Origin of the sequence: Ralstonia sp. TCR112, assembly GCF_007997035.1 — a bacterium.
Lineage (GTDB): Bacteria > Pseudomonadota > Gammaproteobacteria > Burkholderiales > Burkholderiaceae > Ralstonia > Ralstonia edaphi.
In genome coordinates, this window is sequence record NZ_VOSS01000013.1 from 1 (window position 1) to 20,354 (window position 20,354).

Below are 20,354 nucleotides of genomic sequence, written 5' to 3' on the forward strand. Positions count from 1 at the left end.
GCGCCCGCCACGTTGCGGCCGACCACGCGGGCGCCGTCGTTGAGTTGCAGTTCGCAGTACTCGCCGTCAACGCGGGTCACGGTGCCGCGCAGCGTGTTGCTGTCGCCGATGAAGTTGGCGACGAACTCGTTGCAGGGGCGCTCGTAGAGGCTGTCGACCGTGTCGAGCTGCTGCACGATGCCCTTGTCGAATACGGCCACGCGGTCGGACATGGTGAGCGCCTCGCCCTGGTCGTGCGTCACGTAGACGAAGGTCACGCCGAGCTTTTCGTGCAGCGATTTCAACTCGTACTGCATGTGTTCACGCAGTTGCTTGTCGAGCGCGCCGAGCGGTTCGTCCATCAGCACGAGCTTGGGCTCGAACACCAGCGCGCGGGCCAGTGCAATGCGCTGCTGCTGGCCGCCCGAGAGCTGCGCGGGGTAGCGCTTGGCAAAGCCTTCCATGCGGACCATCTGCAGGGCCTTGTGCACGCGCTCGGCACGTTCGGCGGCGGGCAGCTTGCGCACGGTCAGCGGGTATTCCACGTTCTGCGCCACTGTCATGTGCGGAAACAGCGCGTAGTTCTGGAACACCATGCCGATGTTGCGCTTGTGCGGCGGCACGTTGTTGAGCAGCGCGCCTTCGAGGCGGATCTCGCCGCCGGTCGGGAATTCGAACCCGGCCAGCATCATCAGGCATGTGGTCTTGCCCGAGCCGGAGGGGCCGAGCAGGGTGAGGAACTCGCCCTGGTAGATGTCCAGGTCCAGGTGTTTGACCACGAGGGTCTCGCCGTCATACGTCTTGCGTACACCGCGAAAGCTGACGATCACGTCGTCGGTCTTCATTGCTGCTTCCTCCATACCATGTCGGTCATCGAGCCTGAGCCCTGCCGCTGCAGGCGGCATTCGCTGGCTTGCGCCCACGCTGCCCGTCGCGCCGTTCTCCGATCCACCCGGGTCGGTCAACATGCCGTGTTGTGACGAATTGTTGATGGACTATAGCGGCTCATTGTTCTGCAAAGTGGACCCAATCCTGGTTATTTGATGGAGCCATTTACCGCCACCGCGCAGGCACATCCCACGGGCGTGCGGGCCCGCGGCACCACAATAGGGAAAACCCCGGATGCCTTGCCCGAGCAAGCTCGGCGGCCGATCGTGTGGTCGTTGTGAACTGTTTGAGTGTAGGTCGTGCGCCAGCCCGCGTGCGGCGGGCATAACAGAGCCCGGATGGAACCAATTTGGCCGGAACAGCAGCCCATTCGAGCCGCGCGGAAATGGTGCGCCGCGTCTTCACGCAAACGGTGCATCACCTTGGGGGCACGCGCGACCGCTACACGACGATGTTGTCGTGCAGCAACCCGTTTTCAGGCTGTCGGCTCTTCAATCAAGGCCAGCGCCAGGTAGACGGAGACGGTCAGCCCGCCGCCGGGCGTTTCCGACAGCGCCACCGTGCCGCCATGCAGGCGGGCAATCTCGCGGACGATCGCCAGGCCAAGGCCGCTGCCGTCGTGGCCTTCCGATGCCGCGCCACGATAGAAACGGCCGAAGACCGCATCGCGCTCGGGCACGGCAATGCCGGGGCCGTCGTCTTCCACTTGCAGCACGGCCTGTTCGCCGAGCATCGCCATCGCCTGCCGCTTGACCCGCAGCGTGACGCGCGCCCCGTTGCCTGCATACAGGATGGCGTTGTCGAGCAGGTTGCCGATCAGCTCCTGGAGCCATTGGGATTCGCCGGCCACCGTCACGGGTTCGCCTTCAAAGCCGAGGTCCACGCCGGATCGGCGCGCAACGGGTGCCAGTTCCAGCGCGACATCGCCGGCCAGGGTGTCGAGGCGCAGCGGCTGGAGTTGCGGGGCGTAGCCGCTGTCGGTCTCCAGGCGCGAGAGCGACAGCAGTTGCTGCACGCCGCGCGCGGCCTGGCGCACGGTGCCGTGCAGCGGCTCAAGGTGGCGGCGGATGCGTTCTCCATCGGGCTCGCGCAGGGCCAGTTCGGACTGCGCCTGGATCACGGCCAGCGGCGTCTTCAATTGATGCGCGGCGTCGGCAAAGAAGCGCTTGCGGGCCTGCACCATGCGCAGCAGGCGCGCCACGTATTGATTGATGGCCTCGACCAGCGGCGCGACCTCTGCCGGCAGGCCCTGCTGCGGCAGCGGGGCCAGCTCATCGGTGCCGCGGCCGGCCACGGTTTCGCTCAACTGCCGCAGCGGCCGCAAGCCGCGTCGCACGCCCAGCCAGACGATGCCCACGGCCAGCACCACCAGCAGTACTTCCTGCTGCAATGAGCCCGCCAGGATCTCGTGCGCCAGCGCCTCGCGCGGCTCCAGCGTTTCGCCCACCAGCAGCCAGACGACCTGCGTTTCGGCCGACTGCGCATCGCGCACGGGCAGCGGTTGCGCGGCCATGCGCACCTGCATGCCGCGAAACAGCGCGTCGTAAAAGACGGTGCGATACGGCGTGGGGCGCGGCCGCCCGGCATGGGCAGATCGTCGTAGCCGGTGAGCGTGCCGCCGCCGGCATCGACGATCCGGTAGAAGATGCTGCTGCCCGTTTCCGATTCGAGGATGTCCAGCGCGAGGTAAGGCAGGTCGATGGCGAATTGCTTGTTGCGCAGTCGCACGCCTTCGCGCATGGCCTTGAGCGAGGCTTCGAGCGTGCGGTCGAACGCGGCGTTGGCGGCCGTCATGGCGCGCGTGTAAGTCAGCCACGCATCGAGCGCGAGCAACCCCAGCAGCGGCAGCAGCAGCCAGAACGAAAGCTGCCGGCGCAGGCTCGACGGGTTCATGGCGCAGCGCCTTCCGTGGCTTCCAGCAGATACCCGAGGCCGCGCAGCATGACGATGGCCACGCCGCTGCCGTCGAGCTTCTTGCGCAGGCGGTGCACGTAGATCTCGATGGCGTCGGCGTTGACGGATTCGTTGATGCTGAAGATCTTTTCCGAAATGGCGGCCTTGTTCACGGCGCGGCCGTCGCGCAGCATCAGGACTTCCAGCACGGCGCGTTCGCGGCCGGTGAGGGCGAGCAGTTCGCCATGGAGCGTAAAGGCGCCGCTGATGCCGTCGTAGTGCAGCGGGCCGCATTGCAGCTGCGTGCTTTCGTGGCCGTGGCTGCGTCGGATGAGCGCGCGGGCGCGGGCTTCGACTTCAGTCAGGTCGAACGGTTTCGCAAGGTAATCGTCAGCCCCGAGGTTGAGGCCGCGCACGCGTTCTTCCACGGCGCCGTGTGCGGTCAGGATCATCACCGGCAGCGGGTTCTTGCGGGCGCGCAGGCGGCGCAGCACTTCCAGCCCGTCCAGGCGGGGCAGGCCAATGTCGAGAATGGCCAGCGCGTAGTCCTGCGTGGTGAGCAGCAAGTCGGCCGCGTGGCCGTCATGTACGCAATCGACCGTGAAGCCTGCCTGGCCTAGGGCTTCTTCCAGCGTGCTGGCCAGCTTCAGGTTGTCTTCCACCAACAGGATGCGCATATCGGGACGTCTCTCAATCAGCCGCAGAGGAATACAGACATCGCCGCATGTTTTGAAGCTAGGGAAACCCCCGAGAACGCCGCGACACAGCCCGGCAAATTCCTGTCAATCGAAAGTGAACTGAAAGTGCGCCCCTCATACGATCCGTCCCGCCCAACGGCCCTGTGACTGAGGCTTTTGCGCAAGGACAACGAATAAGGGAGACCAGATGAACAAGACTTCGATGGCGCTGGCGGTGGTTGCGCTCGCCACCGCGACGACGGCTGGCACGGCCGCCGCACAATCCTCCAACGTGACCCTGTACGGGATCATGGATTCGGGCATCGAGTACGTGAACCACGCCGGTCCGAACGGCGGCAGCGCCACGCGCCTCGTCTCGGGCGGCAAGAACACATCGCGCTGGGGCATGCGCGGCACCGAAGACCTGGGTGGCGGCCTGAAGGCTGTCTTCAACCTGGAAAGCGGCATCGCCATCGACACCGGCAAGCTCGACACCGACAACACGCTGTTCGACCGCCGCGCGGTGGTGGGGCTGGCGGGCGGCTTCGGCCAGGTGGTCGCCGGTCGCACCTTCACCACGACGTACGACTTCATGCTGCCGTACGACCCGATGGGTTACGCGCCGAACTACTCGTGGGCGACGTCGTCCACGGCAACGGGTGACCGCAAGGACGGTCTGTTCTCGCGCGCTTCCAACGCCGTGCGTTATGACGGCACGTTTGGCGGCCTGAAGCTCGGTGCCACCGTGGGCTTTGGCGAGGCAGCGGGCAACTTCAAGAGCAGCTCCAAGTACGACCTGGGCGTCGGCTACAGCGTGGGCGGCTTCTCGGCAGCCGTCACCTGGGATCGCCAGAACGGCGCAGGCACCAGCACCACGCCGGCAGACACGACCGATTACATCCAGGGCATTCACGCCGGCGCCAGCTACGACTTCGGCGCACTGAAGCTGTTCGCGGGCTACCGCAACTACAAGCGGGCGTTCACCACGGCCACCGCCAGCCTGCGCAGCGATATGTATTGGGCGGGCGCCAGCTACGACGTGACGCCGGCCTTCACGCTGTATGGCGCGGTGTACAAGCAGAACATCAAGGACGGCACGGATGCCGATCCGATCCTGTTCTCCGTGCGCGGCCAGTACGCACTGTCCAAGCGCACCACGGCGTACCTGTCCGCGGGTTATGCCAAGGCCAAGAACGGCCAGAACGTGAGCCTGTCGCGCGACGTGGTGGGTTATGGCAACAACCAGGTCGGTGTGACGGCGGGCCTGCAACACCGCTTCTGATCGGCCGATCGCAGTCAAAAACACGGGCACCTTCGGGTGCCCGTTTTGTTGGATCGGCGCGCGGCTCGGCCGGCCGTCAGTCGAGCGTCGTGCGGGATTTCAGCATGCGCCGCACGTCGCGGAAATCGTCAAAGGCGGCAAGGTCCTGCTCGATGTTGCGCACCTGTTGGCGCAACGCTGCGATGTCGACATCCAGCTTTTGCAAGACGGCGTCCGGCGGCAGCGCTTCGAACCGCTGATACCCGTACGTGTATCGGAACGTCGTTTCGATACGATGGATCTGGCGGTCCAGCTCGCGCACCTGGTCTTTCAGGATCTGGTTGTAGTGCGTCAGCCGCGCTCCGCTGATCCGGTTGATCGAGTGCTGGTCGATGTGCTCCAGCTCAAGCTGCAATTCCAGTAGTTGCAGCAGGTTGTTCTTGTCGTAGGCCTCGTTGACGCGCTGCATGAGCCGCGTCTTCCGGTCCCGCTCCTGCGGATCGGTTTCGCGGTCGGGGTGCAGGGCGCTGGCCAGCTTGCGATAGACCTCGCGGATGGACAGGCTGATCTGCGTCTGTTCGTCTTCTTCCCGCGCTTCTGCCGCACGCTGCTTCGGAGATTTCTTTCGCGCGGCCCGGCGGGCTTCACGCTTGGTTGCGGCGGCGGCCTTTTTCTCAGCCCGTTGCGCGAGGTGCTCGCGGGCGCGTTGCAGTAGCGCCTCTTCCGAATGCACATCCGCGTCGTCGCCCAGGCCGACGCCGAGTGCGGCCTCCAGCCTTGCCTTCATCTCCGCGGCTTGCATTGCGGCTTCCCGGTCGAAGTCCGTGCCGCTGTACTTGTTGTAGAGCGCCTTCAGGCTCGCGTCTTCATCGATCAAGTCTCGTGCGAGATCGATGATGAGCGCGGAGATCTTGCGGCGCTCGGCCTTGCTGAAGGCATCGTGCTCGTAGACCTGGTCCAGGCTGCGCACCAAGCGGACCTGCAATGCGATGCGGCTACGCTCCAGCGGCAAGAATTCGCCGGCGTATCGGCCCTGGAACTGAACGGTAGCCGTCTCCCAGTCCGCCAGCCGCTTGCGCCGATTCTCGATCTGCTTGATCAGCGCGTTGAAGGCTCGCTGGCCTTTTGACAGCGTCGGCGAATCGTCCGCGTGCGGATTGGGCGCGATGCTGATGGCAGGGCGGTTGGCCTTGGTCATGGAGCGGAAATGTCGCGGGCTCCGCTAAGGGAGCGTCGATGTGATGTTGGTGCGATGGATCAGCCCAGCAACAGCGCGTCGTCGTCCACCTTGGCGCCGCGCGTTTCCTCGAACTTCTGCAGCAGGTGCGGCACGTCCAGACCGCGGCGTTCCTCGCCTTGCACGTCGAGGATCACGTTGCCCTGGTGCAGCATCACCGTGCGATCGCCGTAGTCGAGCGCCTGGCGCATGGAGTGCGTCACCATCATCGTCGTCAGCTTGCTCTCCGAGACGATCTTGGCGGTCAGCTCCAGCACGAAGGCGGCCGTTTTCGGGTCGAGCGCGGCGGTGTGCTCATCCAGCAGCAGGATGCGCGACGGCTGCAGCGAGGCCATCAGTAGGCTCACGGCCTGGCGCTGGCCACCCGAGAGCAGGCCGATGCGGTCGGTCAGGCGGTTTTCCAGGCCGAGGTCCAGTCGGCGCAGTTGCTCGCGGAAGATCTCGCGCCACTTGCGGTTTGTCGCAAACGAGAAACCGCGACGTTGCCCGCGGCACATGGCCAGCGACATGTTCTCTTCGATGGTCAGGTTTTCGCAGGTGCCGGCCATCGGGTCCTGGAACACGCGGGCGACCTTGTCGGCACGTTGCCACGCGGTCTTGCGCGTGACGTCTTCACCGTCGATCGTGATGCGGCCGGAGTCGACCAGCTGGTCGCCGCTGATGGAGTTCAGGAACGTCGACTTGCCGGCGCCGTTCGAGCCGATCACGGCGACGAACTGGCCCGCCGGAATGTCCAGCGACAGACCGCGCAGCGCGCGCGTCTCGATGGGCGTGCCCGGGTTGAAGGTGAGGGTGAGTCCTTGTGCGCTCAGCATGTCAGTTCCCCTTGGTACCGTTCTTGGCGAGCTTGCCGAACACCTTACGGCGCACACCGGGAAGCACGAGCGCGATCACCACCAGCGCGGCGGTCACCATGTTCAGGTCTTGCGCCTGCAGGCCGATGAAATCGCTGTTGAGCGCCAGGGCGATGAAGAAGCGATACAGGATCGCGCCCACCACCACGGCCAGCGTGGTCAGCACCAGGCGGCGTGCCGGCAGCACGGTCTCGCCGATGATGACGGCGGCCAAGCCGATGACGATGGTGCCAATGCCCATCGACACATCCGCGCCGCCCTGCGTTTGCGCGTACAGCGCACCAGCAAGCGCCACCAGTGCGTTGGACAGCGCCATGCCGGCCAGCGTGGCCGCGCCAGTGGCGACGCCCTGCGCGCGGGCCATGCGCGGGTTGGCGCCGGTCGCGCGCAGCGACAGGCCGATCTGCGTCGAGAAGAACCAGTCCACCAGCAGCTTGACGACCACCACGACCACACCCAGCAGCACCGGGCGGAACACGTAGTCGGGCATCCACTCCGGCTGCAGCAGCGAGAAGATCGTCGGCTCGGAGATGAGCGGCACGTTCGGTTTGCCCATGATGCGCAGGTTGACCGAGTAGAGCGCAATCATCATCAGGATACTGGCGAGCAGATCCATGATCTTCAGGCGCACGTTGAGCCAGCCGGTGATGAAACCGGCAACCGCACCGGCCAGCGTGCCGCCCAGCGTCGACATGAACGGATCGTGTCCGCCGGCGATGAGCGTGGCTGCCACGGCGCCCCCCATCGGGAAGCTGCCGTCGACTGTGAGGTCAGGGAAATTGAGGATGCGGAAGGAGATCAGCACCCCGAGCGCCACGAGACTGAAGATCAGACCGATCTCCAGGGCGCCGAGCAATGAAAACAGTGACATGACAGAGTAGGGCGCGGTGGTCGGGCACCGGCCGGTGTGCAATGAACGGGGACGCTTTCGGGTAGGAGCGTAAGCGCCCGGCCATTATGCGGCGGATAGCCACGTTGCGGCTCGGGCAGCCAGACCCGCGCCAGGACGGCTCCGTCGGGCGGAGGCCGGCCCGGCGCCTTGCGAGTTACTTGATGACTTCCTTGGCGTCCTTCAGCAGATCGGCCGACAGGGTCGCGCCTTGCTTCTTGGCCGCGCCTTCGTTCACGAACAGCTCCAGGTCGGTGCTGCCGGCCGAGGCAATCGCGCCCGGCTTCTCACCCTTCAGGATGCGGGCGACGACCTTGCCGGTCTGCTGGCCCAGCTTGTAATAGTTGATGCCCAGCGCAGCGATGGCGCCGCGCTTGACGCTGTCGGTATCGCCGGCCACCAACGGGATCTTCGCTTCGTTGGCCACCTTCACCAGCGATTCGTACGCTGACACCACGTTGTTGTCGGTGTTCGTGTAGATCACGTCGACTTTGCCGATCAGGTTCTTGGCGGCCGGCGCGATATCCACCGTACGCGGAGCCGCCGACTCCACCAGCGTCATGCCTTGCGCCGACAGCAGCTTCTTCAGCTCGGTGACCACCACAACCGAATTGGCTTCGCCCGGGTTGTAGACCATGCCCACGCGCTTGGCATTCGGCACCACGCGCTTGATCAGGGCGATCTGCTTGTCCAGCGGCAGCTTGTCCGACACGCCGGTCACGTTGGTGCCGGTCGGCTCCCAGCTCTTGACCAGTTGTGCGGCGACAGGATCCGTCACGCCCGAATACACGACGGGGATCGACTTGGTGGCAGCCACAACGGCCTGCGCCGACGGCGTGGCGATGGCAACGATGGCGTCCGGCTTGTCGCCGATGAACTTGCGGGCGATCTGCGCAGCGGTGGCCGTGCTGCCTTGCGCGCTCTGGTATTCCCACTTCAGGTTCTTGCCTGCGTCGAAGCCTTCGGCCTTGAGCTGCTCCTTGGCGCCGTCGCGGATGGCGTCCAGCGCCGGGTGCTCAACGATGGCCAGCACTTCGACCGACTTGGTGGCCTGGGCCAGTGCCGGTGCAGCCTGCAGCAGGGCCATCGGAATGGCGGCGAGCGCCGCAATGCGCAAAGCGTGCTTGAACGTGGACATAAGGATCTCCTGTTTCCTTTTGGGTGGTTTCGCTCTGGCGGCGAGCGGGATGTGCCCGTGCCGGCGTGGTTGGTTTTTCAGACTCTGTTGATGCGTGAGTGCACCGAAGCAGTGCAATGTCGGCGCACGTGGGCGCACATTATGGGACAAATCGCACTGCTTTTCAGCAAACACTTCAAAAGAACTCGGGGGGTGCCGGTGGGGTATTCCGGTTGCGTGCGATGCAACCCGGCCATCAAATCAAAAAGGGGCACGCGGCCCCTTTTTTCACTGCCCCAACGGGCGGCTGCTTACTGGATCTTTGCTTTTTCGCGCAGCTCTTTCAGCATCGCCTGGAACTTGCTGCGTTGCCAGTTCTGGTCGCCCATCATCATCTCGAGCAGCTGCGGCTTGACGTCTTCGTACGACGGGATCTTGGCGTCGCGCGTGTCATCCAGGCGGATCACGTGCCAGCCGAATTGCGTCTTGACCGGCGTCTGCGTGATCTGGCCCTTCTTCAGGCCGGTGAGCGCGGCCGAGAATTCCGGCACGTAGGTGCCCGGATTTGCCCAGTCCAGATCGCCGCCGTTCGCGCCCGATCCCTTGTCCTTCGATTGCGCCTTGGCGATGTCTTCAAACTTCGCGCCGGCCTTCAGCTTGGCGATGATGGCCTTGGCGTCGGCTTCCTTGTCCACGAGGATGTGGTGGGCGTGGTATTCCTTGCCGTTGCCGAACTGCGCCTTGATCTTGTCGTACTGCTTGTGCAGTTCGTCTTCGGTGGCGGGGCTGTTCTTGACGTAGTCCTCGAACTCGGCGGCCACCAGCACGTTCAGGCGTGCGGAAGCCAGCTGCTCCTGAACGTCGTCGCGCTCCAGTAGACCGCGCTTGGCGGCGTCCTGCTCGATCAGTTCACGGTCGACCAGCATGTCGCGGGCCTTGGCACGCAGCTCAGGCGATTCGGGCTGGCCCGACTTCTTGATCAGCGCGTCCACCTTGGCGCTCGGAATGGCTTTGCCGTTGACCACCGCGGCATTCTGCGCCATGGCGGGAGCAACGGTCGCAGCAAAGGCAACAGCCAGCAGGCTGGCAGTGAGGCTGGAAATCTTCATGGGATTGCGTTCGAGGGAAGGACGAGTGAGCGTGGAATGCGCTTACGTGTTTTCTTCGGGAGTGACCGCGCGGATCGCCAGGGCATGAATTGCCGCTGGCCACAGCGTGTGCAGCGCATCATACACCATGCGATGACGCGCCAAACGGTTCTTGCCGGCAAAGGCTGCGCTGACGATTTCGACGTTGTAATGCCCACCGCCGGAGGCTGCGCCGGCGTGTCCGGCATGCTTGGCGCTGTCGTCTTCAACGACGAGGTGGGCGGGCTGGAAGGCCTCGCGCAGGAGGCGTTCGATTTCTCGCGGATCTGCAGCCATCAGCGGTCGTCTCCGATGTTGGCGTCGTTGGCCGCGCTGGCAGGGCGCTCCTGCATGTGGCGAGCCAGCCAGACACTTTGCGCAAGGATGAACACCACCATCAGGCCCATCGAGCCGAACAGCTTGAAGTTGACCCACACGTCGGTGTCGAAGTTGTAGGCCACGTAGAGGTTCAGGCAGCCCATGATCAGGAAGAAGAGCGCCCACACCAGGTTCAGGCGGCCCCACATCGGCTCGGGCAGCGATACCTGCTGCTCCATCATGGCGCGGATGAGGTTCTTGCGAACGAACACCACGCTGCCCAGCAGCACCACGCCAAACAGCCAGTACAGGACCGTCGGCTTCCACTTGATGAAGGTCTCGTTGTGGAAGATGAGCGTGGCGCCGCCGAACACACCGATGATGAGCAACGACAGCCACTGCATGGCGTCGACCTTACGGTGCTTGAACCACACCCAGGCGATCTGCAGCACGGTGGCGACCATCGCGACGGTGGTCGCCACATAAATACCGGCCACCTTGAAGGCAGCAAAGAACAGGATGACCGGGAACAGATCGAACAGGAATTTCATGCGGGAACGCGCTTGTGCGGGCCTTTGCGGGCCATTAGAGAGATCAATCGCCGAATTTTAGCGCAGCCGAGTTGATGCAATACCGCAGCCCGGTAGGTGCAGGGCCATCTTCGAACACGTGGCCAAGGTGCGCGCCGCAGTTCTTGCACTGCACTTCAATACGCAACATGCCGTGCGAGCGGTCGGTCTTCTCGGCGATCACCTCGCCGTTGATGGGCTGGAAATAGCTCGGCCAGCCGCAACCGGCATCAAACTTGGTCGACGATTCAAACAGCGGTGTGCCGCAGCAGACGCAGTTGTAGACGCCGCGCTCCCAGTGGTCCCAGTACTTGCCGGTGAAGGGGCGTTCGGTGGCCGCTTCGCGGGTGACGCGGTATTCGATGTCGGAGAGTTGGTCGCGCCATTCGGCGTCGGATTTCTTGACGGTCATGGTGATGAGACTCCTTGTTGGATTCGGCCACCGCAAGGTGAGAACGTCTGGGCGGCTGATGTTGTTTGTCGCGCTGCGGCGGCAATCCTGACAGGCGCGGATTAGAGCACGGTGTCAGTTCCGGCACATCACGCGTGCCCGCATCTCGACATACCGGATCACGACGAGCAGCTCACTTCCAATGACGATGCCCAGTCCGGCGCGGCTGTGCGTAGTGCTCGAAGCCGGGGTGATCGTCAAACGGGCGGGCCAGCACGGCGCGCAGGTTTTCGACTTCGGAAAAATCCTTTTCCTTGGCGCGGCGGATGGCGATTTCGGCGAGGTGGTTGCGCAGCACGTATTTCGGGTTGACGCGGTACATGGCGGCCGCGCGCTCGTCATCGGATTGCGGTTCGGCCTGCAAGCGCTGGCGATAAGCGGCAAGCCATACGTCTGCGGCGGCGCGGTCGAAGAAGAAATCGCGGACGGTGCGCGCTTCCGCCGCGGCGGGCGTGTCGTCGCGGCGTACCTCGGCGAGGTGGCGGAAGAACAATGTGTAGTCGGCGCGCTGGTTGTGCAGCAGCTTGAACAAGTCGCCGAAGAGCGCCTCGTCTGCGTCCTGAGCGGTGGAGAGGCCGAGCTTGGCGCGATAACGTGCGTAGAACGCTGCGCCGTAGACGTCGCGGTAGGTCAGCAATACGTTTTGCGCAGCATCGATGGCGGGTTGGGCCTGCGCTTCGTCGCTCAAATTGACGAAAACGTCGGGATCTTCGCCAAACAGCGGCAGCAACGCCTGCGCGAGGCAGAACAGGTTCCAGTAGCCGATCTGGGGCTGCTGCGCGTAGGCGTAACGGCCGCCGGTGTCGGAGTGGTTGCAGATGTGGTTGGCGTCAAAACCGTCGAGGAAGCCGAAGGGGCCGTAGTCGAGCGTGAGGCCGAGGATCGACATGTTGTCGGTGTTCATCACGCCGTGGCAGAAACCGACGGCCTGCCAGTCGGCCATCAGCTCAGCCGTGCGGCGGGCCAGCTCGCGCAGCAGGGCGAGATACGGTTGCGGCTCGCTGCGGCAGGCGGGGTAGAAGCGGTCGATGACGTAATCGGCAAGTGCGCGAAGCTGGAGCAGTTGTTCGCTGGCCGCAAAGTGCTCGAAGTGGCCGAAGCGCACGAACGACGGGGCAAGGCGTGTGACGACGGCGGCGGTTTCGATCTCTTCGCGGCGCACGGGGGCGTCGGCGCCAGTCACGCACAAGGCGCGCGTGGTCGGAATGCCGAGGCCTGCCATGGCTTCCGAGCAGAGGAATTCGCGGATGGACGATCGCAGCACGGCGCGCCCGTCGCCCATGCGCGAATACGGCGTACGGCCGGCACCTTTGAGCTGCACTTCGCACGGGCCATCGGCGGTCTGGAATTCCGCCAGCAGCAGCGCGCGGCCGTCGCCCAGCTGGCCCGCCCACACGCCGAACTGGTGGCCCGAATAGACGGTGGCGAGCGGGTCGCTCCAGGCGGCGACGGCGTTACCGGTGAATACGGCCAGCCCCGCGGCGGTATCAAGTTCGGCGCGCGTGATGCCCAGCGGCGCCGCGGCATCGGGCGAGAAGCCGACCAGATACGGTTCGCCAATCGCTCCCGAAGGCATGGGCATCGGGGGCAGGCGTGTCAGAAAGCGTTCGCCCAGCGCCGAGAAACCGGGGGCAGTGGCGGGGCGGCCGGGCCAGTCGAAATGGCTCGCAAGGGAATCGTCAGGCAAGGCGGCGGGGGAGGCAGTCATGGGATGGGGCGGCAGGCCAGTGGCCGGTAGCACAGGAAAGGGCGCAAAAACAGTGCCGAATCCTCAAATATTGTGCGCTTTGCAGTGCAGCAAAACGCACGCTGCGTAGGGGAAAACGCCATGTTGAGACGCAGCAACGCTATCGCGTATTGTACTTGCGAGTAAAGAAAGCTGCAGCCTGCGAACCCTTGCACCACAACGATTCGCAGGGTTTTACAGATGGCCGGGTAAACATGGGGGCCGATGTGGCAGCGCACAACAATATCCCGTTGACGTGCTTGGCGATCACGGGAACAATCGGCCAAAAAATAGAACGGTTGTTCAGTTTTTCTAGGAGACACCATGGCCCTGATGGGACAAATGATGAGCACCCCTTTGCTCATCTCGACCATCATCGAACATGCAGCGCGCAATTCCGGTTCGACTGAAGTCGTGTCGCGCCGTGTCGAGGGCGATATCCATCGCACCACGTACCGGCAAGTGCGAGACCGTTCCAAGCAACTGGCGAATGCGTTGGCCGCACTGGGCGTGCAGCCCGGCGAGCGTGTCGGTACGCTGGCCTGGAACGGCTATCGCCACCTTGAAATCTATTACGGCGTCTCCGGCTCGGGCTCGGTGTGTCACACCATCAACCCGCGGCTGTTTCCGGACCAGATCGCCTACATCGTCAATCACGCAGACGATCAGTACGTCTTCTTCGACCTGACGTTCGTGCCGCTTGTCGAGGGCATCGCGCCGCATTGCCCGAACGTGAAGGGCTGGGTGGCGATGACCGATCGCGCGCACATGCCGACCTCCAGCGTGCCGATGCTCTGCTACGAAGAGCTGCTCGACGCGCAGAGCGCCGACTACACCTGGCCGCAGTTCGACGAGAACACCGCTTCCAGCCTGTGCTACACGTCGGGCACCACGGGCAACCCCAAGGGCGCGCTGTATTCGCATCGCTCCACGGTGCTGCACTCGTATGCGTCGGCCATGCCGGATGCGTTGGGGTGCTCGGCGCAGGACGTGATCCTGCCGGTGGTGCCGATGTTCCACGTCAACGCATGGGGGTTGCCGTATTCGGTGCCGCTGGTGGGCGCCAAGCTCGTCTTCCCGGGGCCGAAACTGGATGGCGCTTCGCTGTTCGAACTGTTCGAGCAGGAAAAGGTGACGTTCTCGGCCGGCGTGCCAACGGTGTGGCTCGGTCTGCTGCAACACGTGCAGGCCAACAAGCTGAAATTTTCGACGTTCCGCCGCACGGTCATCGGTGGTTCCGCAGCGCCTCCGGCCATGATCCGCACGCTCAACGAGCTGGACGTGGAAGTCATCCACGCGTGGGGCATGACGGAGATGTCGCCGCTGGGCACCACGTGCAAGCTGATGGGCAAGCATGCCGATCTGCCGGATGAGGCCAAGCAGCATGTGCTGGAGCGCCAAGCGCGCCATCTACGGTGTCGAGATGAAGATCGTCGATGCCGAGGGCCACGAGTTGCCGTGGGATGGCAAGGCTTTCGGCGATCTCTACGTGCGCGGGCCCTGGACCATCCAGAGCTATTACCGCAACGAGGTGTCGCCGCTGGTGGATGGTTGGTTCCCGACAGGCGACGTGGCCAACATCGATGCCGACGGCTACATGCAGATCACCGATCGCAGCAAGGACGTGATCAAGTCGGGCGGCGAATGGATTTCGTCCATCGATGTGGAAAACGTGGCCGCTGCGCACCCCGGCGTGCACATGGCCGCATGCATTTCGTGCCATCACCCGAAGTGGGACGAGCGCCCGTTGCTGGTGGTGATGAAGAAGCCCGGCGTGGAACTCACACGTGAGGAGATGCTCAAGTTCTTCGAAGGCAAGGTTGCCAAGTGGTGGATTCCGGACGACGTGGTGTTCGTCACCGAAATTCCGCTCACGGCCACCGGCAAGATGCAAAGCTCAAGCTGCGCGAGCAGTTCAAGGATTATCAGTTTCCCGCTGTACAGGCTTAGTTAGACATAGAAACCGCCGCCCGTGCAGGGGAGCCACTCCGGCACGAGGACGGCGGACGTAAGACAACCGGATCAGGGCCGGCCGCTACGCATCGAACCTTCATGCAGCGGAATGAAGCCCGGGCGCGTTGCAACCTGGAGACGCAAGCAGCCGCAGGCCCACCAGAGGCACGCGGAGAGTGACTCGCCGGCGGCTCCACCACATGAAGGAGACACGCATGACGAAGTTCCGTCCGTTGGTTGTGGCTGTTGCATGTGTTGCGGCGATCGGTGGGGCAGTTTTGCCTACTGCAGCGTCCGCCGCCGAAACCGTGAAGATCGCCTGGATCGATCCGTTGTCCGGCCTGATGGGCGCACTGGGCCAGAACCAGTTGCGCAGCTGGCAGTACATCGCCGATCTCGCCACGCAGAAGAACTGGGCCGGCGACGGCACCAAGTTCGAAGTGGTGGGCTTCGACAACAAGCTCTCCCCGCAGGAGAGCCTGACCGTGCTCAAGCAGGTGGCCGATCAGGGCATCCACTACATCGTGCAGGGCAATGGCTCGAGCGTCGGCATGGCGCTGGAAGACGCCGTGGCCAAGTACAACGAGCGCAATCCGGGCAAGGAAATCATCTACCTGAATTACGCCGCGGTGGACCCGGACATGACGAACAGCAAGTGCAACTATTGGCACTTCCGCCTGGACGCCAACTCCGACATGAAGATGGAAGCGCTGACGAGCTTCCTGGCGAAGGATCCGAAGGTCAAGAAGGTCTACCTGATCAACCAGAACTATTCGTTCGGGCATCAGGTTGCGCGTGCGGCAAAGGAATACCTGAAGCGCAAGCGTCCGGATATCGAGATCGTGGGCGAAGATCTGCACCCGTTGGCGCAGGTGAAAGACTTTTCGCCGTATGTGTCGAAGATCAAATCGTCCGGCGCCGATACCGTCATCACCGGCAACTGGGGCAGCGACCTGGCACTGCTCATCAAGGCCGGCAAGGACGCTGGCCTGAACGCTAACTTCTACACGTACTACGCCTCCACAACCGGGGTGCCGACTGCGATGGGATCCGCCGGCGCCGACCACGTGAAATACGTCGGCTACTGGAACGTCAATAACGAAGGCTACAAGGGCGCCGATATCGTCGAGGGCTACAAGAAGAAGTACAACGACGATTACTACCTCATGGCGTCGTACACCGGCATCGCCATGCTGGCCAAGGCCATCAAGCAGACCAAGTCGGCAGAACCAGCCAAGGTGGCCAAGGCCTTCGAAGGCATGAAGGTCGACAGCCTGAACGGCACCTTCGAGATGCGCGCGTCTGACCACCAGGGCCAGCAGCCGCTCTACATCGCCACCTGGGAAAAAACCAACGGCAAGAACGTCAAGTACGACCAGGAAAACACCGGCTACGGCTGGAAGACCGACGCGGTGCTCGATCAGTACGTCGCGTCGCAGCCGACCTCCTGCCAGATGAAGCGTCCTCAATAACGCGGCAGGTGGTGTGCCGAAGGGCCGCCCGATGCTATCGTGCGGCGATGTTTTAAACGGAGTCCATGGGCCCGCGCTTTGATGCGTGCGGCCCATGCTCCGCCGAATCTGCTGGAAGGGCTGCAGCGTGGAATTTCTAGTTATCAATCTCTTGAACGGCATCAGCTACGGGCTGTTGCTGTTCATGCTGTCTTCGGGCCTGACGCTGATCTTCAGCATGATGGGCGTCCTCAATTTCGCGCATGCCAGCTTCTACATGCTGGGCGCGTATTTCGCCTATGTCGTCAGCGGCTATCTGGGCTTCTGGGCGGCGCTGATCGTGGCACCGCTGCTCGTGGGTGCGCTGGGCGCAGTGGTCGAGCGCTTCGGCCTGCGCACGGTGCACCGCTATGGGCACGTTGCCGAACTCCTGTTCACGTTCGGACTGTCCTATCTCATTGAAGAAGGCGTGAAGCTGGTGTGGGGCTTGCCCGCTGTGCCGTATCGCGTGCCGGACGCACTGGATGGCCCGCTGTTCACGCTGTTCACCTCGTCGTTTCCAAAGTACCGCGCCTTCATGATGCTGGTGTCGCTGCTGATGCTGGTGGGCATCTTCCTGCTGCTGACGCGCACGCGGATCGGGCTCGTCATCCAGGCCGCGCTGACGCATCCGGACATGGTCGAAGCGCTGGGCCACAACGTACCGCGCGTGTTCATGCTGGTGTTCGGTGGTGGTTGCGCGCTGGCCGGCCTGGCAGGCGTGATCGGCGGCAATGCCTTTGTGACCGAGCCATCGATGGCGGCCGCGGTCGGCTCCATTGTCTTCGTGGTGGCGGTCGTGGGCGGCATGGGGTCGTTGGTAGGCGCATTCATTGCGTCGCTGCTGATCGGCTGCATCCAGACCTTTGCCGTCACGCTCGATATTTCGGTGACCAGCCTGCTCGGGAAGATCGGTGTCACGCTCAACTCCGACGCGCCGCTCATCTCGGTCTGGAACCTGACGATTGCGCAAGTCGCACCGGTGCTGCCGTATCTGCTGCTGGTGCTGATGCTGATCTTCCGCCCGCGCGGGCTGATGGGAACGCGGGAGAGCTAAATGGAACGCACCATGCACCAACAAGCGCAACAGCAAGCCGCACTGCCGGCCAACGATCGTGCGCGGACGATGAAGTTCAAGCCGGTCAATCTTGCCCGCTGGCTGCTCTGGGGCCTGACTGCACTCGTGATGATCGTGCTGCCGCTCATCTGGCCGCAGGGTTTTGCGATCACGCTGCTCTCGCAGATGGGCATCATGATCATCTTCGCCCTGTCGTACAACATGCTGCTCGGCCAGTCCGGCATGCTGTCGTTCGGGCACGCGGTGTACGCCGGCCTGGGCGCCTTCATGGCCGTGCACCTGCTCAACAAGATCGGGGCTGTGCAGACGCTGGGCATCGGCGGCCCGCTCGCCGTGGCGCTGTTGCCGATTGCCGGCGGTCTGGGCGGCGCGCTGTTCGGCGTGATCTTCGGCTACGTCACCACCAAGAAGTCCGGCACGACGTTCGCCATGATCACGCTGGGTATCGGCGAAATGGTGTTCGCCAGCGCGCTGATGTTTCCGGACTTCTTTGGCGGCGAGGGCGGCGTGTCGACCAACCGCAGCATCGGTGAAGGACTGCTTGGCGTGACGTTTGGCCCGGCGAGGCAGGTGTATTACCTGATCGCCGCGTGGTGCCTGATTTCGATGGCGCTGATGTACGCATGGACGCAGACGCCGCTGGGCCGCATCGCCAACGCGGTGCGCGACAACCCCGAGCGCGTGGAATTCATCGGCTACAACACGCAGCGCGTGCGCTTCCTAGTGGTGATTCTGTCGGCGTTCTTCGCGGGCATTGCGGGCGCGCTGTCGTGCATCAACTTCGAGATCGTGACCGCCGAGAACGTGTCAGCCGTGCGGTCGGGCTCGGTGCTGCTGGCGGCGTTCATTGGCGGCATGGGCAGCTTCTTCGGGCCGATCATCGGCGCGGTGCTCACGGTGTTCTTCACCGTCGCGCTGTCGGGCATCACGAAGGCATGGCTGCTGTATCTGGGCTTGTTCTTTGTGCTGATGGTCATGTACGCGCCGGGTGGTATCGCCAGTCTTCTGGTCATGCATCTGCCGATCCTGCGGCGCGGCAAGCTCAAGACGCTGCTGCCGGCCTACGGCGTAGCGATTGTGCCGGCGGCCATCCTGCTGGTCGCGTTGATCTCCACCGTGGAAATGATCTACGCCGTGCAGGACGAGGCTTCGGGTGGCGTGGCGACGCTGTTCGGCCTGTCGGTTGAACCGAATACCTGGAAGCCGTGGATCGTCGCCGCCGTGCTGTGGCTCGTGGGCGCCTTCGGCCTGCGCGCTGCGGCGGGCAAGCTGCGCGCCGCTTGGGACAACGCATTGCAGGAGCCGCAACCATGAGCCAACCGACATCCGGTCCGACCGCAGCGCTTGAGTTGCGCGATGTTCGCAAGCGCTTTGGCGCGACTGAAATCATTCGGGGCGTCAACCTCACCATCGGCAAGGGCGAGCGCCATGCGCTCATCGGCCCGAACGGTGCCGGCAAGTCGACCACGTTCAACCTGATCTCGGGCCGCTTCCCGGCCAGCTCGGGCAGCGTGCGACTGAATGGGGAGGAGATCAGCGGCCTGGCGCCGTTCGAGATCAACCGCAAGGGCCTGTCGCGCAGCTTTCAGATCACCAACATCTTTCATCGCTTGTCGGTGTTCGAGAACCTGCGCTGCGCGGTGCTTTGGTCCCTCGGCTACAAGTATTCGTTCTGGCACAAGCTGGCCGAATTGCGCGACGCACGCGAACGCGCCGAAGAAGTGCTCGAGCAAATCGGCATGACGCATCGGCGTGATGCTGCCGCGGGCCTGCTGACATACGCCGAGCAACGGGCGCTGGAAATCGGCATCACCATTGCGGGCGGCGCTGACGTGATCCTGTTGGATGAACCGACCGCCGGCATGAGCCGCTCCGAATCCGACCACGCAGTGGACCTCATCCGCAAGGTCACCGTTGGCAAGACGCTGGTGATGGTTGAGCACGACATGAGCGTGGTGTTTGGCCTCGCTGATCGCATCTCGGTGCTCGTCTACGGCGAAGTGATCGCCACCGACACGCCCGAAGCCATTCGCAACAACCGTCGCGTGAAAGAGGCCTACCTCGGCACCACGCTGGACGAACCTGCAGGAGCACATTGATGGCAACAAATACTCCGATGTTGGAGGTGCGCGACCTGCACGCGTACTACGGCAAGAGCCACATCCTGCACGGCGTCGACATGCATGTGGGCGAGGGCGAGATCGTTGCGCTGCTCGGCCGCAACGGCGTCGGGCGTTCAACACTGGCCAAGTCCATCATGGGCATGGTGCGGCACGAAGGCGAAATTCTGCTGCGCGGCAAGAACGTGAGCGGCCTGCGAACCTTCGAAGTGGCGCACAAGGGCATCGGCTATGTGCCCGAGAACCGGGATATTTTCCCCACGCTGACGGTGCGGCAGAACCTGCTGCTTGGCGAGAAACGCAACCCCAGTCAGCCCAAGCCGCGTTGGCAGGTGGAAGACATGTACCAGATGTTCCCGCGCCTGAAAGAGCGCGAGAACACGGCCGCCGGTGTGCTGTCGGGCGGCGAACAGCAGATGCTGACGCTGTGCCGCACGCTGATGGGCGATCCCGATTTCATCATCATCGACGAGCCCACCGAAGGTCTTGCGCCGCTGGTCGTGACGCTCGTGGGCGAGTATCTGAAGACGCTCAAGGAGCGGGGGATCTCCGTGCTGCTGGTGGAGCAGAAACTCGCCATTGCCCTCGACATTTCACAGCGGGTGTATGTGATGGGCCACGGGCAGATCGTGTTTGAAGGAACGCCCCAGCAGTTGAAGGCGGACGCGAAGGTCCGGCAGGAGTGGCTGGAGGTTTAAGCGCCGCAGGTCGATTCACGGCGTACAGA

16 protein-coding genes and 3 pseudogenes are annotated in these 20,354 nt (G+C 63.7%); 7 read left to right on the top strand and 12 right to left on the bottom strand.

What is annotated here, in order from left to right; translation table 11 throughout:
* The 3 genes and pseudogenes from FUT88_RS05135 to FUT88_RS05145 all read right to left on the bottom strand — a co-directional run.
* On the bottom strand, window positions 1–824 hold an 824-nt coding region (locus FUT88_RS05135; RefSeq protein ID WP_147214099.1), incomplete at its 3' end, for an ABC transporter ATP-binding protein.
* A 518-nt stretch (window positions 825–1,342) separates the two neighbouring features.
* Window positions 1,343–2,760, bottom strand: a pseudogene (locus FUT88_RS05140) (sensor histidine kinase).
* Window positions 2,757–3,437 (bottom strand): response regulator, encoded by a 681-nt coding sequence (locus FUT88_RS05145; protein ID WP_027681402.1) that lies wholly within the window; start codon window positions 3,435–3,437, stop codon window positions 2,757–2,759. Before FUT88_RS05145 ends, FUT88_RS05140 begins: the two are co-directional and overlap by 4 nt.
* A 208-nt stretch (window positions 3,438–3,645) precedes the next feature.
* Between FUT88_RS05145 and FUT88_RS05150 the strand changes: the two genes are divergently transcribed.
* The gene (locus FUT88_RS05150; protein WP_102079821.1) at window positions 3,646–4,719 is read left to right on the top strand and encodes a porin; all 1,074 of its coding nucleotides are present in this window, start codon (window positions 3,646–3,648) and stop codon (window positions 4,717–4,719) included.
* Between the two features lie 76 nt (window positions 4,720–4,795).
* On the opposite strand, the gene FUT88_RS05155 is transcribed toward FUT88_RS05150, so the two are convergent.
* The 9 genes and pseudogenes from FUT88_RS05155 to FUT88_RS05195 form a co-directional block, all read right to left on the bottom strand.
* Window positions 4,796–5,896, bottom strand: a complete 1,101-nt coding sequence (locus FUT88_RS05155; RefSeq protein ID WP_147214100.1) for a J domain-containing protein — start codon at window positions 5,894–5,896, stop codon at window positions 4,796–4,798.
* Window positions 5,897–5,955: 59 nt separating this feature from the next.
* Entirely contained in the window at window positions 5,956–6,750 is a 795-nt protein-coding gene (locus FUT88_RS05160; RefSeq protein WP_102067261.1) for an ABC transporter ATP-binding protein, read from the bottom strand.
* Between the two features lies 1 nt (window position 6,751).
* Window positions 6,752–7,660, bottom strand: coding sequence for an ABC transporter permease (locus FUT88_RS05165; protein ID WP_004626972.1), 909 nt, complete (start codon window positions 7,658–7,660; stop codon window positions 6,752–6,754).
* A 175-nt stretch (window positions 7,661–7,835) separates the two neighbouring features.
* Entirely contained in the window at window positions 7,836–8,816 is a 981-nt protein-coding gene (locus FUT88_RS05170) for an ABC transporter substrate-binding protein (RefSeq protein WP_147214101.1), read from the bottom strand.
* A gap of 290 nt (window positions 8,817–9,106) precedes the next feature.
* Window positions 9,107–9,904 carry a peptidylprolyl isomerase gene (locus FUT88_RS05175; protein WP_147214102.1) on the bottom strand — a complete coding sequence of 266 codons (798 nt, stop codon included), beginning with the start codon at window positions 9,902–9,904 and terminating at the stop codon, window positions 9,107–9,109.
* A gap of 42 nt (window positions 9,905–9,946) precedes the next feature.
* Window positions 9,947–10,219 (bottom strand): BolA family protein, encoded by a 273-nt coding sequence (locus FUT88_RS05180; RefSeq protein WP_065855099.1) that lies wholly within the window; start codon window positions 10,217–10,219, stop codon window positions 9,947–9,949.
* Window positions 10,219–10,791 carry a septation protein A gene (locus tag FUT88_RS05185; protein ID WP_147214103.1) on the bottom strand — a complete coding sequence of 191 codons (573 nt, stop codon included), beginning with the start codon at window positions 10,789–10,791 and terminating at the stop codon, window positions 10,219–10,221. Before FUT88_RS05185 ends, FUT88_RS05180 begins: the two co-directional genes overlap by 1 nt.
* A gap of 43 nt (window positions 10,792–10,834) precedes the next feature.
* Window positions 10,835–11,221 (bottom strand): peptide-methionine (R)-S-oxide reductase MsrB, encoded by a 387-nt coding sequence (gene msrB / locus FUT88_RS05190; protein WP_027681409.1) that lies wholly within the window; start codon window positions 11,219–11,221, stop codon window positions 10,835–10,837.
* 158 nt (window positions 11,222–11,379) lie between these two features.
* Window positions 11,380–12,968, bottom strand: a pseudogene (locus tag FUT88_RS05195) (protein adenylyltransferase SelO).
* Window positions 12,969–13,310: 342 nt separating this feature from the next.
* On the opposite strand from FUT88_RS05195, the pseudogene FUT88_RS05200 reads away from it, so the two are divergent.
* The 6 genes and pseudogenes from FUT88_RS05200 (at window position 13,311) to FUT88_RS05225 (ending at window position 20,325) form a co-directional block, all read left to right on the top strand.
* Window positions 13,311–14,936: pseudogene (locus FUT88_RS05200) on the top strand (3-(methylthio)propionyl-CoA ligase).
* A gap of 218 nt (window positions 14,937–15,154) precedes the next feature.
* The gene (locus FUT88_RS05205) at window positions 15,155–16,411 is read left to right on the top strand and encodes a branched-chain amino acid ABC transporter substrate-binding protein (protein WP_147214104.1); all 1,257 of its coding nucleotides are present in this window, start codon (window positions 15,155–15,157) and stop codon (window positions 16,409–16,411) included.
* Window positions 16,412–16,538: 127 nt separating this feature from the next.
* Window positions 16,539–17,486, top strand: a complete 948-nt coding sequence (locus FUT88_RS05210) for a branched-chain amino acid ABC transporter permease (RefSeq protein ID WP_147214105.1) — start codon at window positions 16,539–16,541, stop codon at window positions 17,484–17,486.
* Entirely contained in the window at window positions 17,487–18,821 is a 1,335-nt protein-coding gene (locus FUT88_RS05215; protein ID WP_147214106.1) for a branched-chain amino acid ABC transporter permease, read from the top strand.
* Window positions 18,818–19,606, top strand: a complete 789-nt coding sequence (locus tag FUT88_RS05220) for an ABC transporter ATP-binding protein (RefSeq protein ID WP_027681415.1) — start codon at window positions 18,818–18,820, stop codon at window positions 19,604–19,606. The genes FUT88_RS05215 and FUT88_RS05220 overlap by 4 nt, the downstream gene beginning before the upstream one ends.
* Window positions 19,606–20,325 carry an ABC transporter ATP-binding protein gene (locus tag FUT88_RS05225; RefSeq protein WP_012435575.1) on the top strand — a complete coding sequence of 240 codons (720 nt, stop codon included), beginning with the start codon at window positions 19,606–19,608 and terminating at the stop codon, window positions 20,323–20,325. The genes FUT88_RS05220 and FUT88_RS05225 overlap by 1 nt, the downstream gene beginning before the upstream one ends.
* The last annotated feature ends 29 nt before the right edge of the window (window positions 20,326–20,354 follow it).